Source organism: Sphingomonas pruni NBRC 15498, assembly GCF_001598455.1.
Taxonomy (GTDB): Bacteria; Pseudomonadota; Alphaproteobacteria; order Sphingomonadales; family Sphingomonadaceae; genus Sphingomonas; species Sphingomonas pruni.
The window spans coordinates 52,380-75,721 of sequence record NZ_BCYZ01000013.1 but is presented as its reverse complement, the minus strand read 5'-3'; the positions used below and the strand labels follow the sequence as shown (position 1 = coordinate 75,721).

24 protein-coding genes are annotated in these 23,342 nt (G+C 65.1%); 11 read left to right on the top strand and 13 right to left on the bottom strand.

What is annotated here, in order from left to right; genetic code table 11:
- Positions 1-131: 131 nt before the first annotated feature.
- The 6 genes from SPR01S_RS06040 to SPR01S_RS06015 all read right to left on the bottom strand — a co-directional run bounded on the left by SPR01S_RS06040 (position 132) and on the right by SPR01S_RS06015 (position 4,279).
- On the bottom strand, positions 132-398 hold the full coding sequence (locus SPR01S_RS06040) for a hypothetical protein (protein ID WP_066586419.1): 267 nt from the start codon (positions 396-398) through the stop codon (positions 132-134).
- A complete protein-coding gene (locus SPR01S_RS06035; RefSeq protein ID WP_066586417.1) occupies positions 371-913 on the bottom strand; it encodes a GNAT family N-acetyltransferase in 543 nt (180 codons plus the stop codon). Before SPR01S_RS06035 ends, SPR01S_RS06040 begins: the two co-directional genes overlap by 28 nt.
- Positions 910-1,701 carry a LysR family transcriptional regulator gene (locus tag SPR01S_RS06030; protein ID WP_066586405.1) on the bottom strand — a complete coding sequence of 264 codons (792 nt, stop codon included), beginning with the start codon at positions 1,699-1,701 and terminating at the stop codon, positions 910-912. Before SPR01S_RS06030 ends, SPR01S_RS06035 begins: the two co-directional genes overlap by 4 nt.
- Before the next feature lie 106 nt (positions 1,702-1,807).
- Positions 1,808-2,206 carry a Co2+/Mg2+ efflux facilitator ApaG/CorD gene (gene apaG, locus SPR01S_RS06025; RefSeq protein ID WP_066586462.1) on the bottom strand — a complete coding sequence of 133 codons (399 nt, stop codon included), beginning with the start codon at positions 2,204-2,206 and terminating at the stop codon, positions 1,808-1,810.
- Between the two features lie 37 nt (positions 2,207-2,243).
- Positions 2,244-3,452 (bottom strand): trans-sulfuration enzyme family protein, encoded by a 1,209-nt coding sequence (locus SPR01S_RS06020; RefSeq protein WP_066586402.1) that lies wholly within the window; start codon positions 3,450-3,452, stop codon positions 2,244-2,246.
- Between the two features lie 215 nt (positions 3,453-3,667).
- On the bottom strand, positions 3,668-4,279 hold the full coding sequence (locus tag SPR01S_RS06015) for a J domain-containing protein (protein WP_066586400.1): 612 nt from the start codon (positions 4,277-4,279) through the stop codon (positions 3,668-3,670).
- A gap of 37 nt (positions 4,280-4,316) precedes the next feature.
- On the opposite strand from SPR01S_RS06015, the gene SPR01S_RS06010 reads away from it, so the two are divergent.
- The 5 genes from SPR01S_RS06010 (at position 4,317) to SPR01S_RS05990 (ending at position 7,736) form a co-directional block, all read left to right on the top strand.
- Positions 4,317-4,601, top strand: a complete 285-nt coding sequence (locus SPR01S_RS06010) for a BolA family protein (protein WP_066586397.1) — start codon at positions 4,317-4,319, stop codon at positions 4,599-4,601.
- Between the two features lies 1 nt (position 4,602).
- Positions 4,603-5,316 (top strand): glutathione S-transferase, encoded by a 714-nt coding sequence (locus SPR01S_RS06005; protein ID WP_066586395.1) that lies wholly within the window; start codon positions 4,603-4,605, stop codon positions 5,314-5,316.
- Positions 5,317-5,381: 65 nt separating this feature from the next.
- Entirely contained in the window at positions 5,382-5,825 is a 444-nt protein-coding gene (locus SPR01S_RS06000; RefSeq protein ID WP_066586392.1) for an NUDIX hydrolase, read from the top strand.
- A complete protein-coding gene (locus tag SPR01S_RS05995) occupies positions 5,822-6,724 on the top strand; it encodes a pirin family protein (protein ID WP_066586390.1) in 903 nt (300 codons plus the stop codon). Before SPR01S_RS06000 ends, SPR01S_RS05995 begins: the two co-directional genes overlap by 4 nt.
- Positions 6,725-6,836: 112 nt before the next feature.
- Positions 6,837-7,736 carry an alpha/beta fold hydrolase gene (locus SPR01S_RS05990; protein ID WP_066586388.1) on the top strand — a complete coding sequence of 300 codons (900 nt, stop codon included), beginning with the start codon at positions 6,837-6,839 and terminating at the stop codon, positions 7,734-7,736.
- 48 nt (positions 7,737-7,784) lie between these two features.
- Here the strand turns inward: SPR01S_RS05990 and SPR01S_RS05985 are convergent, their stop codons facing one another.
- Positions 7,785-8,456: a TetR/AcrR family transcriptional regulator gene (locus SPR01S_RS05985; protein ID WP_245661889.1), complete on the bottom strand. Its 672-nt coding sequence runs from the start codon at positions 8,454-8,456 to the stop codon at positions 7,785-7,787.
- A gap of 284 nt (positions 8,457-8,740) precedes the next feature.
- On the opposite strand from SPR01S_RS05985, the gene SPR01S_RS05980 reads away from it, so the two are divergent.
- The gene (locus SPR01S_RS05980) at positions 8,741-9,973 is read left to right on the top strand and encodes a spinster family MFS transporter (protein ID WP_245661888.1); all 1,233 of its coding nucleotides are present in this window, start codon (positions 8,741-8,743) and stop codon (positions 9,971-9,973) included.
- The gene (locus tag SPR01S_RS05975; protein ID WP_066586385.1) at positions 9,970-11,610 is read left to right on the top strand and encodes a carboxylesterase/lipase family protein; all 1,641 of its coding nucleotides are present in this window, start codon (positions 9,970-9,972) and stop codon (positions 11,608-11,610) included. The genes SPR01S_RS05980 and SPR01S_RS05975 overlap by 4 nt, the downstream gene beginning before the upstream one ends.
- 157 nt (positions 11,611-11,767) lie before the next feature.
- Here SPR01S_RS05975 and SPR01S_RS05970 read toward each other — a convergent pair whose 3' ends face one another.
- The 6 genes from SPR01S_RS05970 to SPR01S_RS05945 all read right to left on the bottom strand — a co-directional run bounded on the left by SPR01S_RS05970 (position 11,768) and on the right by SPR01S_RS05945 (position 19,748).
- Entirely contained in the window at positions 11,768-13,366 is a 1,599-nt protein-coding gene (locus tag SPR01S_RS05970) for an AMP-binding protein (protein WP_066586382.1), read from the bottom strand.
- A 75-nt stretch (positions 13,367-13,441) separates the two neighbouring features.
- Positions 13,442-15,715 carry a TonB-dependent receptor gene (locus tag SPR01S_RS05965; RefSeq protein ID WP_066586371.1) on the bottom strand — a complete coding sequence of 758 codons (2,274 nt, stop codon included), beginning with the start codon at positions 15,713-15,715 and terminating at the stop codon, positions 13,442-13,444.
- Positions 15,716-15,999: 284 nt separating this feature from the next.
- Positions 16,000-17,163: a polysaccharide deacetylase family protein gene (locus SPR01S_RS05960; protein ID WP_245661887.1), complete on the bottom strand. Its 1,164-nt coding sequence runs from the start codon at positions 17,161-17,163 to the stop codon at positions 16,000-16,002.
- Between the two features lie 49 nt (positions 17,164-17,212).
- Positions 17,213-17,593 carry a helix-turn-helix domain-containing protein gene (locus SPR01S_RS21150; protein ID WP_084250983.1) on the bottom strand — a complete coding sequence of 127 codons (381 nt, stop codon included), beginning with the start codon at positions 17,591-17,593 and terminating at the stop codon, positions 17,213-17,215.
- Between the two features lie 60 nt (positions 17,594-17,653).
- Positions 17,654-18,175, bottom strand: a complete 522-nt coding sequence (locus tag SPR01S_RS05950) for a DUF2141 domain-containing protein (RefSeq protein WP_066586360.1) — start codon at positions 18,173-18,175, stop codon at positions 17,654-17,656.
- 79 nt (positions 18,176-18,254) lie between these two features.
- Positions 18,255-19,748 (bottom strand): hypothetical protein, encoded by a 1,494-nt coding sequence (locus tag SPR01S_RS05945; protein WP_369405261.1) that lies wholly within the window; start codon positions 19,746-19,748, stop codon positions 18,255-18,257.
- A 299-nt stretch (positions 19,749-20,047) separates the two neighbouring features.
- On the opposite strand from SPR01S_RS05945, the gene SPR01S_RS05940 reads away from it, so the two are divergent.
- Genes SPR01S_RS05940 through SPR01S_RS05925 form a run of 4 tightly spaced genes read left to right on the top strand, consistent with a single transcriptional unit; the run spans position 20,048 to position 23,213 of the window.
- Complete coding sequence (locus SPR01S_RS05940) at positions 20,048-20,920, top strand: glycosyltransferase family 2 protein (protein WP_084250982.1); 873 nt, start codon at positions 20,048-20,050, stop codon at positions 20,918-20,920.
- Positions 20,895-21,698: a ChbG/HpnK family deacetylase gene (locus SPR01S_RS05935; protein WP_066586358.1), complete on the top strand. Its 804-nt coding sequence runs from the start codon at positions 20,895-20,897 to the stop codon at positions 21,696-21,698. Before SPR01S_RS05940 ends, SPR01S_RS05935 begins: the two co-directional genes overlap by 26 nt.
- 17 nt (positions 21,699-21,715) lie before the next feature.
- The gene (locus tag SPR01S_RS05930) at positions 21,716-22,273 is read left to right on the top strand and encodes an RNA polymerase sigma factor (RefSeq protein ID WP_084250981.1); all 558 of its coding nucleotides are present in this window, start codon (positions 21,716-21,718) and stop codon (positions 22,271-22,273) included.
- Positions 22,242-23,213, top strand: a complete 972-nt coding sequence (locus tag SPR01S_RS05925; protein WP_066586356.1) for a FecR family protein — start codon at positions 22,242-22,244, stop codon at positions 23,211-23,213. The genes SPR01S_RS05930 and SPR01S_RS05925 overlap by 32 nt, the downstream gene beginning before the upstream one ends.
- Positions 23,214-23,342: the final 129 nt, after the last annotated feature.

Below are 23,342 nucleotides of genomic sequence, written 5' to 3'. Positions count from 1 at the left end.
GGGGGCGACCGCGCCGCGGTCGCGCGGCGCTGCGCGCCGCCACCCCTCATCCAACCTTCGCTAGGCAGCAAGCTGCCAAGCTGCGGTATCCTTCTCCCACAAGGGGAGAAGGTTTAAAGCCATCGCCCCTTCTACTGCCCGCGCATCCGTCGCGCGTGATATGCTGTGCGCAGCGCGATCGCCGTGAGCATCAGCAACATGCCCCACGCCACGACGATCATCGGGATCAGCACCGGGATCGCCGGCCAGGCCCAGGCGCGCAAGGCGGCGACCATTGCGCCGATCAGCGTGATCCCGATCCCACCCCAGCGCACACCGCTCGCGACGCCGCGCAGTTCGCGGCGATACGCCGCCAATGCGAGCGGGTCCTTCAGGTTCGGGGGCGGGCGGCCTTCCATTCGTCCTCCAGCAATCCCCAGATGAGGCTGTCGCGCACGCCGATATGCGTTTCCCATTCGGCACGCAGCCGCGCTTCGAGCGTGAAACCCAGGCGTTCGAGCACCGCCGTCGATGCCTTGTTGTCCGGGTCGGTATCGGCGAACACACGCCTCTGCCCTTCCGCGAACAACAGGTCGATCATCGCCGCGACGGCCTCGGTGACGATGCCCCGACCCCAGAAAGCGCGCTTCAGGACATAGCCGATCTCGGTCACCTTGCCCTGGCGCTTTTCGTAGCAGGCGACGGTGCCGATCGCGGTGTCGTCGCCTTTCAGCGTGACCGCCCAGGCGCGCCAGGTTGGATCGGCAATGCCCTTTTCGAGCCGAGCGCGGCTTTCGTCCAACGTCGTGGTCGCGGGATGCGAGCCATAGGTATTGGCCTCCGCGTCCGAATACATCGGGTGCAGCGCCTCGGCATCCTCAATCCTGAGCGGGCGAAGAACCAGCCGCTCAGTCTCCATCACCGGCAGCCTCACCCGCCCAGTGCCTCCACCAGCGCCTTCACCTTCTTCTGCCGCCATTGCGGCAAGGGAGCGACGAGCCAATAGCCCAGGCGGTAGGGCTTGGCTTCGCCGATCGCGACAATCCGGCCCGCCGCGATGTCGCGCCGCGCGAGCAGTTCCGGCACCGTCGCCCGGCCCAGCCCTTCGGCCGCGGCGTCGATCGCCAGCCCGGCATCGGCCACGCGCACCAGAGATACCGCGTCGTCGTTGAGGCAGCCCGGCCAGGAAATGCGCGTATCGGCGCCGCCGCCCGGCCGCTGCACCGTGATCATGCCTTCGGATTCAAGCGCCTCGCCCTCATGCTCGCCCGGTCCCTCGCCCCAGCGGATCGCGAGGTCGAGATTGGCCTGAGTGAAATCGAGCTCCTCGTCGGCGGCGATCAGCATGAAGCGCATCTCGCCATCGGCCGCGCTGATCTCGGCGAGGCGCGGCATCAGCCAGCAATGCAGCACGTCGCGCGGCGCGGCGATGGTCAGCGACTTGGACGACTGGCCGGCCTGCATCGCGCGCACGGCTTCCTCGAACTGCAGGAATCCCTGGCGCAATGCGTCGAGGCCCGCCTCGCCTTCCGGCGTAAGCTCCAGACCTTTGGTCGTGCGGCGAAACAGCACCACGCCCAGCGTGTCCTCGAGCGCGCGGATCTGCTGCCCGACCGCGGCCGGGGTCACCGCGAGTTCGTCGGCGGCGCGGGTAAACGAGAGATGGCGCGCCGCGGCGTCGAGCACGCGCAAGCCGTTCAGGGGAAGATGGGTGCGCTTCATTCGACGTCGCCCCGGCGGAGGCCGGGGCCGCTATGTTGCAAAGGGAGTCGCGAGCCACCAGCGGCCCCGGCCTCCGCCGGGGCGACGGAATATATCTCTTCCATCCTCATACCCCCACCGCCGGCGCGAGCAGCGCGAAGCGGGGGATGTCGACGTCGAACGCCGAGCCGTCCTCGGCGATCATGTGATAGCTGCCTTGCATCGCGCCGGTCGGGGTCGCCAACGGGCAGCCCGAGACGTAATCGAAGCTCGCGCCGGGGGCGATTACCGGCTGTTCGCCGACCACGCCTTCACCCTCGACGGAATGGCGTGCGCCGCGCCCGTCGGTGATCACCCAATGGCGCGTGAGCAGTTGGACCGTTGCCGGGGACTCGTTCTCGATCCGCACGTGATAGGCCCAGAACCAGCGGCCGCGATCGGGTTCGGATTGTTCGGGCAGGAAGCTGACCGAGACGCGCACGATCACCCCGCGCGTTTCCGCGACGTTGGGGAACAGCGCCTTCATCGCGTCGCTCACCGCCAGATCCTCACAAACCGTTTCCTCACAAGCTGACCGACTTTAGCGCCCGATCGAGATCGTCGATCACGTCGTCGGGATCTTCCAGCCCGACGTTCAGCCGCAACATCCCCTCGGTCACGCCCATTTCCAGCCGCCGCTCCTCGCTCACCCCGGCATGCGTGGTCGAGGCAGGATGCGTCATCAGCGAGCGCGAATCGCCGATATTGTTCGAGATGTCGATCAGTTCGAGCGCATCGAGCAGGCCATGCGCCTGGGTGCGGCCGCCATCGACCTCGAACGCGAAGATCGGGCCGGCGGCCTCCATCTGGCGCATCGCCAGATTGTGCTGCGGGTGGCTCGGCAGGCCAGGGTGCAGGATGCGCGGCACGCGGCCTTCGAGGAAGCGCCCGACCTTGAGCGCGTTCTCGCTCTGCCGGCGCGCGCGCAGATCGAGCGTCTCAAGCCCCTTCAGCACGACCCAGGCGTTGAACGCCGACAAGGTCGGCCCGGTATTGCGGGTGAAGGAAAGCAAGGTGTTCTCGATGAACTCCTCGCTGCCGCACACCGCGCCGGCCAGCACACGGCCCTGCCCGTCCATCAGCTTGGTCGCCGAATAAGCGACGACGTCGGCGCCGAAATCGAGCGGGCGCTGCAGCACCGGCGTCGCAAAGGCGTTGTCGACCACCGAAACGATCCCGCGCTCCCTGGCGATGCCGCACACCGCTTCCAGGTCGACGACGTCCATCGTCGGGTTGGCCGGGGTTTCGAAGAAATAGACCTTGGTCTCGGGCCGCGTCGCGTCGATGAATTGCTGCGGATCGCGCGCATCGATCACGGTCGTCTGGATGCCGAATTTGGGCAGCAGCGTATCAACCAGCCAGCGGCACGACCCGAACGCCGCCCGGCCGGCGACGACGTGATCGCCGGTCTGGAGCTGGCACAGTAGGGCCGCAGTCATCGCCGCCATGCCGGTCGCCATCGTGCGGCACGCCTCGGCGCCTTCGAGCAACGCGATGCGCTCTTCGAGCATCTGCACCGTCGGATTCTGCAGGCGCGAATAGGTCATGCCGACCTGCTCGCCCGCGAACCGCGCCGCGGCGTCGCCCGCGCAATCATAGGCATAGCCCGAGGTCAGGAAGAGCGCTTCCGACGTCTCTCCGAATTCCGATCGCGCCGTCCCGCCGCGTACCGCCTGGGTGGCGGGGCGCCATTGTTGCGTGATCGAGCGGTCCTGTCCGGTGCGGCGTTTCATGATGTTTGGGCTTTGCGGCTGGCGGGGGGGGAAGGTCAAGTTCTGCCGGACCTAATTCCTCCCCGGCACGGGGAGGGGGACCGGCCGCGAAGCGGACGGTGGAGGGGGCCCGCGACCAACGAGCACGGTCCGGGAGGCCAGTGATGAAGGGCCCCCTCCACCACGCGACTACGTCGCGCGGTCCCCCTCCCGGTGCCGGGGAGGATTTTCAGAAATCACGCAAACGCCGGTGCGCTTTTCAGATGCTGATACGCCGCGATCACTTCCTGCAGCGCCTTTTCCATGCTGCGATCGCCGCCGTTCCGATCGGGGTGGAATTTGCGCACCAGTTCCGAATAGCGCTGCCGCAAGCCGCGGCGATCGGTGTCCTGGTCCAATCCCAGCACGTTCAACGCGCGGCGATCGGCACCGGAAAGCGGCTTGCCGTCCTGGCGCTGGCGCTCGTTCGCCATGCGCTCGCGGAAACGTGCGCCGATCGCGTCGAGCGGGTCGCTGAAATCGGCCCAGCGCGGCGGGCGGTCGGCGCCGTTGGCGGCAAAGGCGCGCGTCTCGCGCTCCCAGCCGGCGTAAGGCCGCTGCGCCTCGTGGATCTCGTCGGGGCTCATCCCGTTGAAGAAATTGTACCGCGAATTGAAGGCGCGGACGTGGTCGAGGCACAGCCAGCGATACTCGGCCGGCCCGTCGCGCCCGGGCGGCGTCCCTTCCAGCGGCGGCGCGCGGAACTCGCCGGCCTGGTCGCATCCCGGCTCCGCGCACAGCCTTCCCGTCCCTGCCACACGACCGTGGAAGCGGGTGTTGGGTCGGTCGTGCGGGGGCGTGCGAGCCACGGTGTCTCCGGGGGAAAAAGGGTCCTATATAAGAACCATGACCGACACCGCTACCGGCCCGCTGGCCGAAATCATCGCCACTCGTCTGAACGATCAGCTCGCGCCGTCGCAGCTCGAAGTGATCAACGACAGCCACCATCATGCCGGCCATATGGGCGACGACGGCACGGGCGAATCGCACTTCACCGTCATCGTCGAAAGCGATCGTTTCGTCGGCCTCAATCGCGTGGCGCGGCAACGACTGGTGAACCATGCGCTCGCCGATCTGTTGTCCTCGCGCATCCACGCGCTCGCGATCCTGGCGCGTGCACCGGGAGAATGACATGGAGTCTTATCGGCTGTGGTATTGGCCCTCGATCCAGGGGCGCGGCGAGTTCGTCCGGCTGGCAATGGAGGCCGCGCACATCCCCTATGTGGATTGCGCCCGCGACGAAGGCGTCGACGCGCTGATCGACGACATGAAGGGCCATGATCGCCGGGGGCCGTTCGCTCCGCCCTATCTGTCGATGCCGGGCTTCACCGTCGCCCAGGTCGCCGACATATTGTTCTTCCTCGCCAGCCGCCACGATGCGATCGGCCCGACCAACGAGGCCGATCGTTTCTGGGCGCAGCAACTGCAGCTGACCGTCACCGACATCGTCGCCGAAGTGCACAACGTCCATCACCCGGTGGCGCTCGACGATTATTATGACGGTCAGAAGGACGAAGCCGCGCGTGCGGCCAAGGGATTCCGCGACAAGCGCATTCCCAAGTTCCTGGGCTATTTCGACAAGGCGGTACGCCATAACGAAGGCGACTGGACGGTGGGCACACGCTGGAGCCATGTCGACACCTCGCTATTCCAGCTGATCGAGGGACTACGCTACATGTTCCCCAAGCGGATGAAGGCGGTCGAAAGCGACTATCCCGCTTTGGTCGCGCTCCACGATCGCGTCGCCGAGCTGCCGGGGATCGCGGCCTATCTTGAAAGCGATCGCCGCATCGCGTTCAACACCGACGGCATCTTCCGCCATTATCCCGAACTCGATACCGCCTGAGGCAAACGCAGCGTTTCCGCGAGGGCTCTCCCACTCGAGGTCGCGAGCGGTTAAGGATCGCTGCGATGGCCCAACGTATTCCCCGCCCCGCCGCGCGCGTCCTGCTGGTCGACCAGGACGATCGGCTGCTGATGTTCCGCTTCACGCCCGAGGACGGGCGCCCACCCTTCTGGTGCACGCCCGGCGGCGCGGTCGATCCGGGCGAGAGCTATGAAGAAGCGGCGCGGCGGGAGCTGTACGAGGAGACCGGCATCATCGCCGATCCCGGCCCCGAAATCCTGCAGCGCACCGCCGACTTCCTGACGATCGAGGGCGTCGAAGTGACCGCCGACGAACGCTATTTCCTGGTGCGTACCGAGGCTCGCGAAATCGACGCGGGCGGGCATACCGAACTCGAGCAACGTGTGATGCAGCATTGGCGCTGGGTCGCACCGCACGAGCTCCCCGCGCTCGGTGAGCAATATTTCCCCGAAGACCTGATCGACATTCTGGCAGAGGTGACGGCATGACCAACGACGATTTGATCGACCGCCTCATCACGCCCACGACGCATGACCTGGGCGGGTTCAAGGTGCATCGCACGCTTCCCTCCAAGCCGCACCAGATGGTCGGCCCGTTCATCTTCTTCGACCAGATGGGGCCGGCGCATCTCGATATCGGCACCGGCATCGACGTGCGCCCGCATCCGCACATCAACCTGGCGACCGTCACCTATCTGTTCGCCGGCGCGATCGACCATCGCGATTCGATCGGCACCTATGCGCGGATCGAGCCGGGCGCGGTCAATCTGATGACCGCGGGGCACGGCATCGCGCATTCCGAGCGCTCGCCCGGCGACGAGCGGGCGCATGGGCCCGAATTGTCGGGCATCCAGACCTGGATCGCGATGCCGGAGGACAAGGAAGAGATCGACCCGGCGTTCGAACATGTCGCCAAGGCCGAGCTACCCTTGATCGAAGCGCACGGCGCTACCGCGCGGATCATCATGGGCGAGTTGTGGGGTCAGCGTGCACCGACCACCGTCTACGCCGACACGATCTATGCCGACATCCTGCTGACCCCGGGCGCGAGCATGCCGATCGATGCAGGCGCCGACGAGCGCGCGGTCTATCTGGCGATCGGTGAAGCCGAGATCGACGGCATGCCGATGGCGATCAACACGCTCTACGTGCTCAAGCCGGGCGTCGCGATGACCTTGCGCTCGGCCGGCGGGGGCCGGGTGATGCTGTGCGGCGGCGAGGCCTTCGCGACCGAGCGCCATGTCTGGTGGAACTTCGTCAGCTCGCGCAAGGACCGAATCCAGCAGGCCAAGGAAGACTGGACAGCCGGCCGCTTCGCCAAGGTTCCCGGCGACGAGAAAGAGTTCATCCCGATCCCGGCAATCCCCAAGACGGCGACCTATCCCTAATCTCTCCCCTCCCGCTTGCGGGAGGGGCCGGGGGAGGGCATGTCAACAAAGCTATAGCGGGAGAGAGAGGGACACGCCCTCCCCTAACCCCTCCCGCAAGCGGGAGGGGAATATGGCGGATTACGAGATGCAGCGGGTGGCGTTGCCCACCGGAGTCGAGCTTGACGTAGCGGTAGCGGGCCTGCCCACCAATCCGCCAATCATTCTCCTCCACGGCTTTCCCGAGTCGCACCGTACTTGGCGGCACCAGATCGCCGACCTTGCCAACGACCATTTTGTCCTCGCGCCCGATCAGCGCGGCTTCGCCAGATCGTCGAAGCCGGAAGGCGTCGAGAATTACACGCCCGACAAACCGGTCGCCGACATGATCGCGCTCGCCGACCATTTCGACATCGAGCGCTTCACTCTGGTCGGGCACGATTGGGGCGGCGCGATCGCCTGGATGGCGGCGCTCAACCATCCCGACCGCGTCGCACGGCTGATCATCATCAACGCGCCGCATCCCTTCATCTTCCAGAAGTCGCTGTTCGACGACATGGCCCAGCGCGAGGCGAGCCAATATATCCGCGCGTTCCGCAACACCGATCTCGAAAAGCATATCGAGTCGATCGGGCTGTCGGCCTTTTTCGACGGCAGTTTCATGCGGCACACCGACTTCGAGAAAGTGAAGGACGAAAAGCCGGTCTATCTCGAGCAATGGGGTCAGCCCGGCGCGATGACCGCGATGCTCAATTGGTATCGCGCCAGCGCGGTCCAGGTTCCGGCGATGGACGAGACGCCCGAGCGGCCGGCGTTTCTGGATGGGCCCTTCCCGCCGCTCAAGATGCCGACCTTGGTGATCTGGGGATTGGGCGACCAGGCGTTGTTGCCGGTGCAGCTGGAAGGACTCGAGGCGCTGGTCACCGATCTGACGCTCAAGAAACTGGAGGGCGTGGGCCATTTCGCGCCGTGGGAAGCACCCGAAAAGGTCACCGGCGCGATTCGCGAATGGCTGGCCGACCATGGCGGGTGAAAGCGGCCGGGGAATGCGCGCTTTCGGCTAAGGGCTAAATCTCGAGCGTCAGCTGCAGATCGCGTTGAAACCGGCAGCCATGAACTTCGCCATGCGGTCCTTGATCGCGGCGAAATCGTCCGACTGCGCCACTCCACCGGACAATTTGTCGATCCGGCCGGTACGTGCGAGCGTGAGCATCAGCGCGCCGGTCACGAAATGGTATCCCCAGAAGATATCGGCCTCGGCGCAGTCGGGAAGCGCCTTCTTGAGCAGATCGATCAATCGCAGCACGACCGGATCGAAATGCTTGTCCATCAATTCAGCGCCCCATTCGGGCGTGTTAGCGACCTGGGCACCCAATTTGGCATAGTTCCGCCACCCCTCTCCGCCATTGCCGTAGAGGTCGAGATCGGTGTCGAGAAAGGCGTGCAGAGCCCCCTCTACCGTGGGCTTGCCGCCGCAGGACGCCTCATAATCGTCGAGCACCTTCATCCTGAGCTCGCGCGTCACGGCGGCGCGACGCGCGAACACCGCGTCGAACAACGCCTTTTTGTCCGCGAAATAGTAATTGAGCAGGGTGTGGTGGACGCCGACCTGCTTGGCGACATCCTTCAATGTTGTGCCATAGAGACCGTGTTGAGCGAACAGCCCCTCGGCGGCGTCAAGAATCTGCTCCATCGTCTCCGCGCGCTGTTCGGCCTTGCGCGACCGGCGTGGCGGTTGGGTGGTCTTGGTCACGATCATGGTCCTTCCAGCCTCGTCCATCAGCGTCAAGCGATTGGTCGCATCTACAATATTCACTCTTGTGATAATGTATATGTTGACACCCGCCGCGGCTTCCCACCATCATGCGGAACGAACGGGCAAAAAGCCGGGGAGAGGAAAGTGGATTTTCTGACGGCACTCCGTCCGCCGCGCGGCCACGCTCGGCTTGGCACACCTCTCCGGCGGGTCCGGTAATGGCGGCGACGCTGGCGACGACGTCGTCCCCCGCCCCCGCTACATCGGCACGGGCATGGGTCATGCTCAGCACGCTCACCTTCGTCTATGTGCTCAATTTCCTTGATCGGCAGCTGCTCGGCATTCTGGCCAAGCCGATCCAGGACGATCTGCACATCACAGACGGCCAGTTGGGATTGATCGGCGGGCTGTATTTCGCCTTCTTCTATTGTTTCATCGCGATCCCGATCGGCTGGCTTGCCGACCGTTCCAACCGCATCACCATCGTAGCGCTTGCCTGCGCGATCTGGAGCGCGGCGACCACCGCCTGCGGGCTGGCGGCGACCTATCCGCAGCTGGTCGTCGCGCGGATGACGGTCGGCTTCGGCGAAGCGGGCGGCGTGCCCCCTTCCTATGCGCTGATCACCGATACCTTTCCGCCGGGGCGCCGCGGCATCGCTTTCGGCATCTACAATCTCGGGCCGCCGATCGGCGCGGCAATGGGGATCGCGTTCGGCGCATCGATCGCCGCCTTTTTCCACTGGCGCGACGCGTTCATCGCGATCGGCGCGGTCGGCGTCGTGACCGCGATCCTGGTCCGGATATTCCTGCGCGAGCCGGCGCGCGGTTCGACCGATACGGTCGTGCACGACGCCCCAGTCAAGGCGCGCTTCTGGCCGACCATCGGCATGTTCTTCACTCATCCGGTGCTGATGCTCGCCGCGCTGGGCAGCGGCGCGACCCAGTTCGTGACCTATGGCCTGGGCAATTTCGCGGTGCTGTTCCTGATCCGCGAAAAAGGCATGACTCTGCAGGAGATCGCGATCTGGTACGCATTGGTCGTGCTGGTCGGCATGTGCACGGGAATGCTGGTTTCGGGACGAGTGATCGACCGGTTCACCCAGCATTCGCGCCGCGTTTATGCGATCGCCCCGGCGCTGTCGTTGGCCATCGCGATGCCATTCTATGCGGCATTCGTGTGGTCGCCGGGTTGGCCGCTCGCGCTCGTCCTGCTGACCATCACCATGTCGTTCAACTACACGTACCTCTCCTGCTCGGTGGCGCTGGTGCAGGAGGAAGTGCGGCCTGACCAGCGCGTTCTGTCGGGCGCGCTGCTGCTGCTCGTGATGAACTTCATCGGGCTTGGCTTGGGGCCGACCTGGGTCGGCGCGGCGAGCGACGGGTTCAAGGCCGCAGGCGACACGCATTCGCTGCGTACCGCTCTCTACACGCTGCTTCCCGCCTATCCGATCGCAATCCTGCTTTTCTTCTGGCTCGCCCGCGTGATCCGGGCGCAGGAAAGGACCCCGGCATGACCCGTTTCCGTTCGCTGACCGCTCTTGGCGCCCTGCTTTTTGCGGTGCCCGCCATGGCGCAGCAATCCGCGCCCGTGGTCGATGCTCCGTCGGGCGCGGTGCGCGGCACGACGGAGGGCGACCTCAACGTGTTCAGGGGCGTTCCCTATGCGGTGCCGCCGGTCGGTGCGATGCGCTGGCGCCCGCCCGCGCCGATGCAACGCTGGAAGGCGGTGCGCGACGCCACCGCGTTCGGCCCCGCTTGTGTGCAGCCGCAGGGCAAATCGGCCTCGGTCTATTCGCCCGCCGCTCCATTACCGGTCAGCGAGGATTGTCTGACGCTCAACATCTGGGCGCCGAAGAACGCGAAGAACGCCCCGGTCTTCTTCTGGATTCACGGCGGCGCCCTCGTCAGCGGATCGAGCCGCGAAGCAACCTATGACGGGCGGCGGATGGCGGAGCGCGGTATCATCGTCGTCTCGATCAATTACCGCCTCGGCGTGCTCGGCTGGCTCGCCCATCCGGGGCTCACGGCGGAATCGCCGCAACACGTGTCGGGCAATTACGGCCTGCTCGACCAGATCGCCGCGCTGAGCTGGGTCCGGCACAATATCGCGGCATTCGGCGGCGACACCAGGAACGTCACGATCGCGGGCGAGTCCGCCGGCGCGCTCAGCGTGATGTATCTGCTCGAATCCCCGCTCGCGCGCGGGCTCTACAGCAAGGCGATTGCCGAGAGCGGCTACATGATCTCGATGCCCGAGCTGAAAAAGGCCGTCTATGGCGCGCCGTCGGGCGAAGCGGCCGGACAAATGCTTGCCGGCGCGCTCCAGGCGCCGGACATCGCGGCGCTGCGCGGGATCGATGCGCAGACCATCACCGACAGCGCCGCCAAGCTCGGCTATGGCCCCTGGGGCACGGTCGACGGCCTCGTCCTGCCGCAGCAGATGGTCGAGGCGTTCGACCAGGGCAAACAGGCGCCGGTAGCGCTGCTCGCGGGGTTCAACCAGGGCGAGATCCGCTCGTTGATGATGCTCGCGCCCAAACCGCCTGCGACCGCGGCCGAATATGAGGCGACGATCCGCGACCGCTATGGCGACCTCGCCGATGCCTTCCTCAACCTCTACCCCGCGGCCGATTACAAAGAGAGCATCATCGCTGCCACGCGCGACGGGCTCTATGGCTGGACCGCCGAGCGGATGGCGCGCAAGCAGACAGCGATCGGCCAGCGCGCCTATCTCTATCTGTTCGACCATGGCTATCCGGCAATGGACAGCGCCGGGCTCCACGCGTTTCATGCCAGCGAATTGCCCTATGTGTTCGGCACGATCGACACGCTCGGCCCCAATTGGCCCAAGATCCCTGATACGCCCGAGGAGCGCGCGCTGTCCGACGCGATGCTCGATTACTGGACCAGCTTCGCGCGCGACGGCAATCCGATCGCGGCCAAGGCGCCGGCCTGGCCGGCTTACGGCACCACCGCCAGTTACATGCATTTCACCGCAACGCCCGAGCCGAGCAAAGACCTGATGCCCGGCATGTACGCGCTGAACGAGACGGTGATGTGCCGCAAAAAGGCGACCGGCAAGATCGGCTGGAACTGGAATGTCGGCCTGGCCGCCCCGCAGATTCCGCCGAGGACGGCAGGGTGCGATTGATCTGCTAGTGGCCGACCGTCCGCGCTGAACGCCTCCCCGGCGAAGGCCGGGGCCCAGCCGCAACACATTCTCGGCAGCGGAATGCCATCTCAACTTCGTCGATGCTGGGCCCCGGCCTTCGCCGGGGAAGCGTATTGGTTGAATGGGATCTGACTTCTTACCGCCCCATCGCGACGGCCGCGATCTTCCCTGCCTCGTAATCCGCGCGCAGTCGATTCTTGTCGATCTTGCCGGAGGCGGCGAGCGGCATCGCCGCGATCTCAGCCACGCGGTCGGGAATCCACCAGTCGGCGACCTTGCCGCACAGCAGGTCGAGCAGCACGCGCGCATCTGCCTTGCCGTCGCTTTCGACGATCAGCACCGGGCGCTCGCCCCATTTGGCATCGAGCCGGCCGATCACCGCGACATGGCGCACCGCCGGATGCGTGCCGACGATCGTTTCGATCTCATTGGGATTGATCCACTCGCCGCCCGACTTGATCAAATCCTTGCCACGCCCGCAGATGGTAAGGTTGCCTGCTGCGTCGATCGTGGCGAGGTCGCCGGTGTCGAAATAGCCTTCCTCATCGAGCGCGTCGCTTTCGGCGCGGAAATAGCGGTCGATCACGCTCGCGCCTTTAACCTTCAGATGCCCCTGGACGCCGCGCTGCTCCGGCAACGTCGCCCCATCAGTATCGGTCAGCTTGAGATCGAGCCCGATCGGCGGCCGCCCCGATCCACGGGCAGGATCGGTGGTGCCGGGCGCGGCGATCGTGCCCACCGGCGACAATTCGGTCATCCCCCAGCTCGTCTGCACTTCGGCACCGAGCTTGTCCTCCAGCCGCCGCATCAGCGCGTCGGGGCAAGTCGACCCGCCGATCACCACGCGTTTCAGACTGGGCAAGTCGATTCCGGTCGCCTCGACATGGTCGGCAAGTGCGAGCCATACCGTCTGCACGCCGACCGCCACGGTCACATCCTCGTCGCGGATCAATCGTGCCAGGCTGGCACCGTCGATCACACGCCCCGGCAGCACCAGCTTGGTGCCTGCCGCCGGCGCCGCGAACGGCAGCCCCCAGCCATTGGCGTGGAACATCGGCACCGCGAGCAGAAGGACATCGCGCGCCGTCAGCGCGATCGCATCGGCTTGGAGCGCGCGCAGCGTGTGTAGGTAATTCGAGCGGTGGGTGTAGACCACGCCTTTGGGGCTGCCGGTCGTGCCCGACGTGTAGCACAACCCCGCCGGCAGATTCTCGTCGAACTCGCCCCACACCACCTCGGCGCCGTGCGCGTCGAGCAGCGCGTCATGGCCCCACAACCCTATATCTGCCCGGCCGACAGCGGCGATGTCGAACGCCGGACTGTCGAGTACGACGACATGATCGATCGACCGACACGCCGCGACCAGTTCGCTTGCGAGCGGTACGAGGTCGGCCGCTACCGCCAGCACGCGGTCCTCCGCCTCGTCGATCATCGCAGCGAGGTGCGCGACGGTCAGCCGCGGATTGAGCGTGTGGCAGACCAGCCCGATCCCCATTGCGGCATAATAGAGTTCGAAATGATGCGGCGTGTTCCAGGCGAGCGTCGCAACGCGGTCGCCCTGATTCATGCCGAGCGCCGCGAGCGCGCCCGACATCCGATTGCTGCGTTCCCTGAGCTCGGCATAGGTCGCGCGCGCACGCACCTGCCCCGCTTCGGCGCCGACGACCTCACGATCATGGAACCACTTGGCGGCGTGATCCAGGAACTTGTCTACCGTCAGGCCGTAGGGTTGCATGATACCTTGAGAGAAAGCGGGGAAAGAAAGGCCGGGGACCCGCGATTGCACGCGGACGCCCGGCCAGGCTGGGAATCAGAAGGTCTTGAGTACTTTGACGCCGTATTGGCGCGGGGCTCCGGCGAAATAGAGCCCGCTATTGAGCGCCGCGACATAATGCTGGTTGGTCAGGTTGGTGCCATAGGCCGTGATCGTCCAGCTGCCTTTGGCGTAAGCAAGCTGGGCATTGAGGATCTTACGCGCGTCGAGCCGATCGCCGAGGTTGGTATTCTGGAACAGCGTCGCCCACTGGCTGCCGACATAGCCGAAATTGGCGCGCGGTGTGATCGAACTCCCGTCGCCCAATTTAAAGGTATATTCGCCGCTCACGTTGAACGTGACATTGGGCGCATAGGTCTGGCGACGGCCGTTCAGGTTGATGCAGTTCGTGGCGGCGGGCGAGCCGCCCTTGATCGGGTCGCACGCACCGAACGCGGCCACGCGAGGATCGCTGGCGAAGAAACTACCCAGTTCGCTGTGCAGGACGTTGACGCCGGCGTCGAATTTGAAGCCGCCGAGGGTAACCTCCGCCTCGGCCTCGAACCCATAAATCTTGGTTTTGTCGGGGACGTTCAGCTCGATGCCGAAGGTCGGGAAGGTCGGATAGCCGATGATGACCTGGAAATTCTTATAGTCGTTGTAGAAACCGGTCACCGTTGTCCGAACGTGGCCGCCGGCCCAAGTGGCTTTCCAGCCCGCTTCGTACGAGGTGATCGTCTCCGGCTTGAACGGCGCCGGCAGGCCCAGGCCGACCGGGACGTTGAGCCCGCCCGGACGGAAACCGGAAGCGACGAAGCCATAGAGATACTGGTCGCGATTGATCTTCCAGCCCAGCGACGCCTTGTACGAGAAATTGTCCGATGACACCGACTGCACCTGGCTGATCGGCAGGCCATATTGCAGGACGTTGACATAGTTGGTCGAGCGGCTCGCGGTGTAACGGCCGCCGAGTTCCAGCTTCAGGCTCGGCGTGATCTGGAAGCCGACCTGGCCGAAAGCGGCAAGGTTGCGCTCCGGATTGCGGCCCGCCAACTGGTAGAGGCAGGCGGGAACCGTCGTCGTCGGATAGCAGGCGTTGATCGTGAAATTGCTGAACGGCTTCGGGAAGAAATAGGCGTTCCACATCCCGAACCCGCCCAGCAGCCAGGTGAAGCGCTGATTGTCGGGCGAGATGATGTTGAATTCCTGGCTGAACTGCGTCTCGACCACCTTGTCGAAGAAGCTCCAGTTCTTGATCGTCTTGGAGACCGGATCGACGATGTTCGATGCCGTGCCGTCCAGGTCGGCGCGATACAGGGTGGTTCCGTTCTGGAACCCGGTGATCGACCTGAACTTGACGCCGCCGGTCGTATCGTACTCCAGCTTCAGCACCGAGCGCACGAAGGTGTCGCGGGCATCCTGCGGCGCGTTGAGTTGAATATCGTAGAGGTCGCGCTTGAGCGCCGGATAGGCGTCGCTGTGCTGCCAGAACGGAGACGCGGGATAGGCGCCCGAATCGAGCGCGTCGAAATCGGTCTTCCACAATGCCGAGAACTGGCTGCTCGGCTTCCACAGGAAACTCACGCGCCCGGCCAGATAGCCCATCTTGCCGCTGTCGTACGGATAAGCGGTGCCGCCGGCGCCATGAACCTTGAAGAAGCTGTCGCGGCGCTCGGCGAACAGGGCGACCCGCGCGGCGAATGTGTCGCTGATCGGCAGGTTGATCGCGCCCTGCATGCCGGCGTCGTTGTAATTGCCGTAATTGGCGTTGAAATAGCCGTGGATCTCGCCGCCGACGATCGGGTCGTTGGTGTTGACGAACACCGCGCCGCCAGTCGAATTCTGGCCGACGATCGTGCCCTGCGGGCCGCGCAGCACCTGGATGTTGGCGACGTCGAAATAGGGCTCCATCTGGAAATAGCCCGGGAAGGTCGGCACGCCGTCGCGATAGGTGATCACGCCCGTCGTCGTCTGGGTATTGTGCTCGGCCTTGCCGATGCCGCGAATATTGAAATCGTTGCCCTGGCCGAAATTGTTCACCACGACGCTTGGCATCGCGAACTGCAGCGCGTCGACATTGGCGACGCCCTTGTTGCCCAGATCGGTGCCGCTCAGCACCGACGCCGATACCGCGGTCGTCATCAGGTCTTCGCTGCGACGCTGCGCGGTGATGACGATGTCGCCGGGCAAATTGCTGTTGTCGGTCGCTGCCTGACTCTCGTCCTGCGGCGCGGCTGCCGGCGTGGATTGAGGAGCGGTTTGAGCGGCAGCGCCGCCGCTCCAGGTAAGAGCGAGCGCGGATGCGCCCAGCCACAACGCACGAACCTTCATTGCATCCCTCCCACAGATCACATCGCGCTCTCCGGCGCCGGTGCCCGGGAAACTGCCGCAAAGCGCGGCCCGTTGCAATATTAATTCACACAATAGTGAATTAAGTTGTTCCGACGAACCAGGGGGTCGATAATCTGATCGCTTGTCACCCCTCGATGGGACCCGCGGGTCCATCATCGCGGAGGCGATTACGGGAGATCACGATGCTCATCCCAAGGGGCGGCCCTGCGTTGAGCTAGCTATCTCGGAGGCCGTCATGGGCCCGGGTTCAGGATATCGATCGGTCAGTGCCGATCATTGTCGACCCGATCGTAAGCAGCCTGAATATCGGCGGGCGGGTCGTCGTCGCCTTCTTCGGGTAGATCCTTGTGTTTCACCGCAGCCCAGCGCTCGAGCCAGTCCATCCCCTCTTTTTCCGCGACGGTGTCGGGCGTGCGATAAGCGGGGTCGCGCATCGCGCGATCGAGGCTCACTGGGCGCAAACGAAAGCGCCGGAACAAGGATGCGAGATCGTCGATCGAATCCGCGTTGAGGCGAGTGCAATGCAGGAGCATGACCTGGGCGATATCGCGCCCGAACAGGACGCGCCCGCTCCGGATCGACCACTCGATCCGGCGGGCGGTATAAGCCAGATATTCCGCCTTGATCCGCCGTTGGCGCGCGACATCCTTGCGCGCGATGGCATCGTCATAAGGTTCGGCGAACTCCCAGTCGTCCGCATCGACCGTGACCGGTGCGATGCGGTAGCCGTGTCCCGAAAGCCAGCCGTCGATCGTCCGCTTGACCGACATCGGGAAGCCCGTTTCGAGATAGGGATGCCGGAACCAGCGCAGCCTTTGGCCGTGCGAACGAAGAAGGTCAGCGGTGGCCGGCTCGCCGCGAATGATGTCGGCTATATAGGCCTTCGCGCCAAGCGTATTGGGGGATTCATGTGAAAATGTGTGGTTCCCAAGATCCATTCCGGCGTCGAGCCACCGCTTGAGATTGGCGATTTGCCGGTCTCGGTTCAGTTCATCCAGCTTGCCCCCGTTGACGAAGCCCGTCGCGGGGAAATGATGGCGCTTCAGTCCCCGCAGAATCATGACGTTGAGATAATCGACATAGGCTTGATCGTTGAGAATAGTCAGTGCCGGAAGGTCGTCGAACGTGAGCGCGATCCTGCCTTCCCGTGCCCGAGCGGCGGCCGGTTGGCTGACGATCAGAACGGCGACCGCCAGCATCGCCCTGAATAGCGACGTCACCGTACCTATTATCGATCCGCGGCGCCGATGAACGTCACCTCTCCAGTTCAGCGGTCGGCAAGAGGGGTCGCCCGCCATTTGCTTCCCCGCCGACGGGTCAGTTCGATCCCGCAGCGGCTGCAATGGCTCACGTCGAAACCGGACCCTGAAGTCGAATTGCCCCAGTTCATATGCCCCGGATCCGGTAGGTGTCGGCCGAACGAACAAAGAATCTTGCCGATTGCCATTGGATATCCGATCGGATGCGCCGATGTCCTTATACCCCAAGATATAGCCTCATAAGGAGTCGAATCCGTACAAATGGAGGATGCTCGACACGATGGTCGAACCCCGCGTCTTCATCCCGTCGAACCAATTCCTTGGCAAGCGCCAGGGCCACCCATTTCCTCGATAGTCCGACGATCTCCGCATAGGCTCTCGCCATGGCGATCGACAAATCGCGTGATGGCAGCCTGTCGAAATCCGAATTCTCAAGTGCGCCGACCATGTCCGGATCGGCGCCGATTCGCGCGGCGATGTCGTCCAACGACAAGCCGACCCTCAGCCGTCCACGCCATAATGCCTCGCCGGCCTGGATTGAAATCGCCCATCCGGGCGGCTGCGCGCCGCGCGCCGCATGGGACTCGGTCACGAACATCTGCCTGCCGGCTGGGTGAGGAGGATTGACCGCAAATATCGCGTCACGACGGCCATGGCGTCAGTCCAGCGGTGAAAAGCCGAGGCCGCGCAGATATTGCATCTTGATCGCGACGACGGTTACGCCTGGGCCCGCATTGACGAGAGCCTGATCGAGCCGAGGCCTGCTACGGCCCAATGACCGGTTGGCCGGTACCCCTGCCCCGTCGTTCCAAAAGGAGAATTTGTCGCGCTCGACACGATTGTGGCGCAGCATCAGCGCGTAGCGGCCCGGACGCGGCACCCGAATGCAGATTTCAACGCTGCCGACCGCCGGGAGCCGCGACCGGGTGCGGCGGAAGATTTTGCCTTGAGCTATCAGGTCGGTGTCCGCGCTCAGGAAATCGTCCGGTGTCGGGGGATAGAGTTCCAGCCACAATTCCCCGCTGCGGTCCTTCAGCCCTTGAACGTTGACCTGAATGGCTGGGCCACGACCGGCCCTGCACATGTCGGCGTCCTGACCGATCTGTTCGGCTCCCGCCGAAGAGGGATTGATGGCGAGGAAGGAAGCAACAAGGCCGGCGACGAGAATGTTCGAGCGCATCAGATCCGGTCCGGATGGTAAGGAAGGCGATAATCAGACGTCGCCGACCAATCCGACCCACACCTGCCCCTCGCATCTTTCATCGCGCTCGCGGCCGATCGCGGCGACAGTAGACGAGCAGATGTCCATCCTCGCGCGGGGCCGAGAGGATGAGGCGATAATCTCGCGCCAAGGCGCCCGTCACGATCGCGAGGCTGTCGCGGTTCCAGGGCGCCAGCGGACGGTCCAACGTCACCACCACCGGCGGGCGGCGGGCCATGATGCGCCGCACTTCCGCCGCCTCATCGATTCCGGTCGCTCCCTGTTCCGGCTCGTAAGCGAGTGTCGATGGGAAAGCATAAGCGGTCGGCAGACAGGCGTGCGCGAGATGATATAGGATCGAGTCCCCGGCGAAGACGTAAGGGCATTCGTCGCCGTCATTCGCGACCATCGCCTGGGCAACGAGATAGGCCGAACCGCGATCGTCAGGTTCGGTGGCAAGGTGGAAAACGGCCAGCAGCGCGCCGACTATGGCGGTGCCGATCAAGGCCAGCCTGCGCTGTCCCAGCACGGGCGCGGCGATCACCGCCAGCGGCACCATCAGCGGCAGCGCATAATGATCGAAGAACGCGCCGATCATCGCGAAAGCGACCAACGCCGCGACAAGCCAGCCAAAGGCGAGCAGCATCTCCGCCCGGTTCAGCCGCGTCCGCCAGGCCACGATCGCGCAGCCGATGAACGGCGATAATTGCAGCGTCGTGCCCGCCAGCCGCGAGATGATCTTGGCCGCCGGATACCCCTTGCGCAGCGCAACCGACGCAAAGTTGGCGAACCAAAACGCTTGAAAGTCGGCGGGGCCGCGCTCGTAATAGCTCGCGACGACCGCAGCAGTCGGCGCGATACCCAGCGCGACCCAGATCGCGCCGGCGCCGGCCAGCGCCGCCCAGTTTGCCCCCGCGCGCCGCAGGAACCAGAGATGGGCGAGCCCGAAGAACGCGCCTTCGACCATGGGTGTGTATTTGGTCTGGATCGCCAGGCCGGCGAGCAGGCAAGCGGCGCAGCCACTAGCCAGGATCGCCTGCCGATCGGCGCGCCTGGCAAGCTCCGGCAGCCGCAAGGTCAGCAATCCCGCCCCGGCCATGAACAGATTGTAGAAGACCGGCGATTGCCCGCCGCGGCCGCTGAGCAGCGAGAGCCAGAAGATATAGGCCAGGCCGGCCGCTATGGCGCCAGCCCGGCCCGCGCCCAGCCGCAGGCCGCCGAGCGCGATGAGCAGAGCGGTGGCAGCGGCAAACGCGGTCGCGATCACTTGATAAGCCAGGATGCCGTCGCCTGGGAGCAGACGGATCGCCGCGAAGATCAGGAACAGCCCGATGGGCTTGCGGTCCCAGATATCGACGTAGGGAAGCGCGCCATGCAGAAAGTGGTCGGCGACCAGCAGGTAATATTGCTCGTCGACATGGATGATCGGGTTACCGAAGTCGCGCGCCCGAACCGCGATGGCCACCGCCATGAACAGCAGCGCAAGGCCGATGCGCGGCAGCCGCACCGGCGCATTGATTGCTGATCGATCGATGAATGCCGCCGTCGCCACGGCCGATCCACTTAAGGGGCGGTGACGGTGGCGTCATGCGACATATTTTTCGTGATCGAAGTGCGGAATTGCACAATCACGTCGTCTGCTGGGATCGAGCCGCGCGACGAACCCAGTGAGATCACCAGGATCGATTTTTTCGCGTCATTCAGTGCGGATCGCCGGCATGCGCGTCGTCATTTATGTGGGGCGGAAGTGGCGCCGGCACGATCAGGGGGAACCCGCGGAGCGACACGTCGGTCCGGGTCTTGTGCGGCCGCCATCTTCCATCCCGTCCCGCTTCCCATGGACGGCCGTCAATGTATCTCGATCTCGATCCGGTCAGATCCCGCAATGCCAGCCGCATCGACGGGCGGACCGCGCCTGCCTGGAGCATATTGCTACCCTTCTTCAATGAAAGCGACTATCTTCCCGCAACGATCGCCAGCCTTGCGGCGCAATCGGTATCGATGACGCTGATCCTGATCGATAACGGCTCGACCGACGGCAGCGCGATGATCGCGCGCGCAGCGTGCCGCGATCATGGTCTCGATTATCTACTGATCACCGAACCCTTGCCGGGTAAGGTCGCCGCGCTGCGCACCGGTCTCGGTTGGGTGCGCACGCCGTGGGTGGCGACCTGCGATGCCGACACGCTCTATCCGTCGCACTACCTCGCCGCTGCCGAAGCGATCCTGACAAAACCCGGCTGCGTCGCCGCCGGAGCCTATTTCGTCGCGCCGGGTATCGACGAGCGGGCGCGCCAGACCGCGGCGCGTCGGTTCCTGACCGTCGCACGCTTGCTGCCTCGCCAGTCGCATACCGGCGGCGCGGGTCAGGCCTTCCGGACGTCCGCCTTGCGCGCTGCCGGCGGGTTCGATGCCGATCGCTGGAATTACGTGCTCGAGGATCACGAAATCGTTCATCGGGTGATGCGGACCGGCGCAATGGGATATGCGCGCGACTATTGGTGTGCGCCGTCGAAGCGCGACCGCGACCGTGACTCGATCCGCTGGACGTTGCTCGAGCGGCTGGTGTATGCCGCAGCCGCCCCCAAGGCGGGGGATTGGTTCTTCTATTCATTCCTGGCCCCGCGGTTGAGACGGCGACGCCTTCTCAGCAACCGCATCCGTGAACGGCAATATCATCATCTCGAAGGACCGGTATTTGGCCCGCCTCATCCTGTGTTCTGACGATTTCGCCTTTTCGCGCGGCGTTAGTGAGACGATCGCCGACCTGGCGCGTGCGGAAAAGATCAACGCCATCAGCTGCATGGCGGCGATGCCAGGCTGGGGCGCCGACAGCGAGTTGCTCCGCGGCCTGCCCGTCCATGTTCAGATCGGACTCCACCTGACGTTGACCGACGAGGTTCCCCTGACTCCGATGCCGCGGCTGGCCGCCGCCGGCCGATTGCCGGCGATCAACCCGCTCGGCCGCATGGCGGCACGTGGTCGGATACCGCTCGATGAGACGGCGGCGGAGATCGCGGCGCAGTTCGATGCCTTCATCGCGGCGCTTGGCCGTCCCCCTGCCTTTGTCGACGGGCATCAGCACGCCCATGCCCTGCCGGGTATTCGCGACCTCGTCCTGGCCGAAACCGCATTGCGCGCACCACAGGCATGGATCCGCGATTGCACCGACCGATTGGCGGCTATGCTGGCGCGTCCCTTCGCCGGCAAGGCGATCGGCAGCGCCTGGCATTCGCGCGGATTGCGTCGCGCCGCGGCCGCGGTCGGACTCGCGACCAATGAGAGCTTCGCCGGTCATTATGACTTTGCCGGCGACTATCGGGCTCTCTTCCCCCGTTTCCTGCGCAAGCCCGGCGGAACTCATCTCGTGATGTGCCACCCCGGCGCGGGCGTACGACCCGGCGATGCGATCGCTACGGCGAGGTCACGCGAAGCCGAAGCCTTGCGCAATTGGCCGATCGCCGACATGGCCGCCATCGAAGGTCTGGCGTTCCCTGCCTGACCAGGGACGCGACGACGGTGGCAGACGGCGGTCTCAAGGCCATTTTTCTTGCGCAGCGCCCGATGCTGTTGCGTCTGCTGGTCGCCCGACTCGGCAATCGCGAAGACGCCGAGGATGTGTTGCAGGACATGTGGCTGCGGATCGACCGGCTCGCTGCCCAGCCGGTGGCCCAGCCGGCGGCATTCCTCTACCGCGTCGCGGCCAATCTCGCGACCGACCGCCGGATCGCGACCGGCCGTCGCGGCGCGCGCGACGCGGTCTGGATCGATAGCCAACCGCAAGCGGACGAGCTGCCGGACGCAGAACGGACGCTGATGGCGCAGCGCCAATGGCAAGAGGTCGAAGGAGCCATTGCCGACATGCCCGAGCGAATGGCGACTGCACTGCGCATGTTCCGGCTGGAGGATCAGTCCCAACGCGCGATCTCTGAGCATCTCGGAATCAGCGTCAGCGGCGTCGAAAAGCTGTTGCAGCGCGCCTATCGCAAAATTCACGACCGGTTGGACCGATTTGCTGAGGATTCCGAAACGGCGCGTCGTCAGCATGAAGAAAGGGGCGCGGATCGTGCAGGGTGAACGGTCAGACATCGTGGAACAGGCAGTTGGCTGGCATCTTCGCCTCGCCGAGGCCGACGCGCATGGCTGGGCCGAGTTCATCGCTTGGCTGGAAGCCAGCCCCGCCCACGCCGCGGCCTATGACGCGATCGCCACGGACGATCGCCTGATCGATCGCGGGCATTTCCCTACGCTTGGGCCGGCCGCCGGCAACGACAATATTCCGAGCCGCCGCCACCGGCCGTGGCTGATCCCCGGACTGGCGGCAGCCGCCATCGGCGTCGCGATGCTGGTCCCGTCGCTGGTCGCGCCGCGGTCTTATCCTTATGTGGTGGCGACGAAGGCCGGCGAGCGTCGCACGGTCGCGCTGCAGAGCGGTACCCGCATCGAATTGAGCGGCGGTACCGTATTGCGCCTCGATCGCGCCGACCCACGCACCGCGACGCTCGATCGCGGCGAGGCGCTGTTCCATGTCGTCCACGACGCCGCGCATCCATTCACCATGACCGCAGGCGCGATGACGATCCGCGATCTCGGCACCGTCTTCAACGTCGCCCGCGAGGGCAACGACCTGACGATCGCGGTCGCCGAGGGATCGGTACTGCTCCAACCCGACGGTGAAGCGCGAAGGCTCGGCGCAGGCGACTCGCTGGCGCTGCGCGACAACGGGCGAGAGGTCGTCGTCAATAGGGTCGCGCCCAAGCTGATCGGCGGCTGGCGCACCGGCATGTTGAGCTTCGACAGCCGAAAGGTCGGCGACGTCGTCGCGGCGCTCAAGCGGCTCTACGGATTCGAACTGGAACTGGACAGCCGCTTGTCCCAGCGCCCCTTTACCGGCATGGTCCGTTTCTCGGGGGTCGCCGAGCGGGATATCCCGCATCTGGCAGAGATGATCGGGGCAACGTGGCGGCGTGACGGTGAGCGATGGGTCCTGTCTGACGGGGCGTCGATCCCGCGCTAATGGGCGTCGATTTCGGCGACAACGCCCTGGCCTTGCTGCCTTCCTGCTCGCACTGGGGACTTGCTCGCCCGCGACCGCCCTTGCTCGCGACGTCCCGATTTCGATTCCGCCGACCACCCTCGACATCGC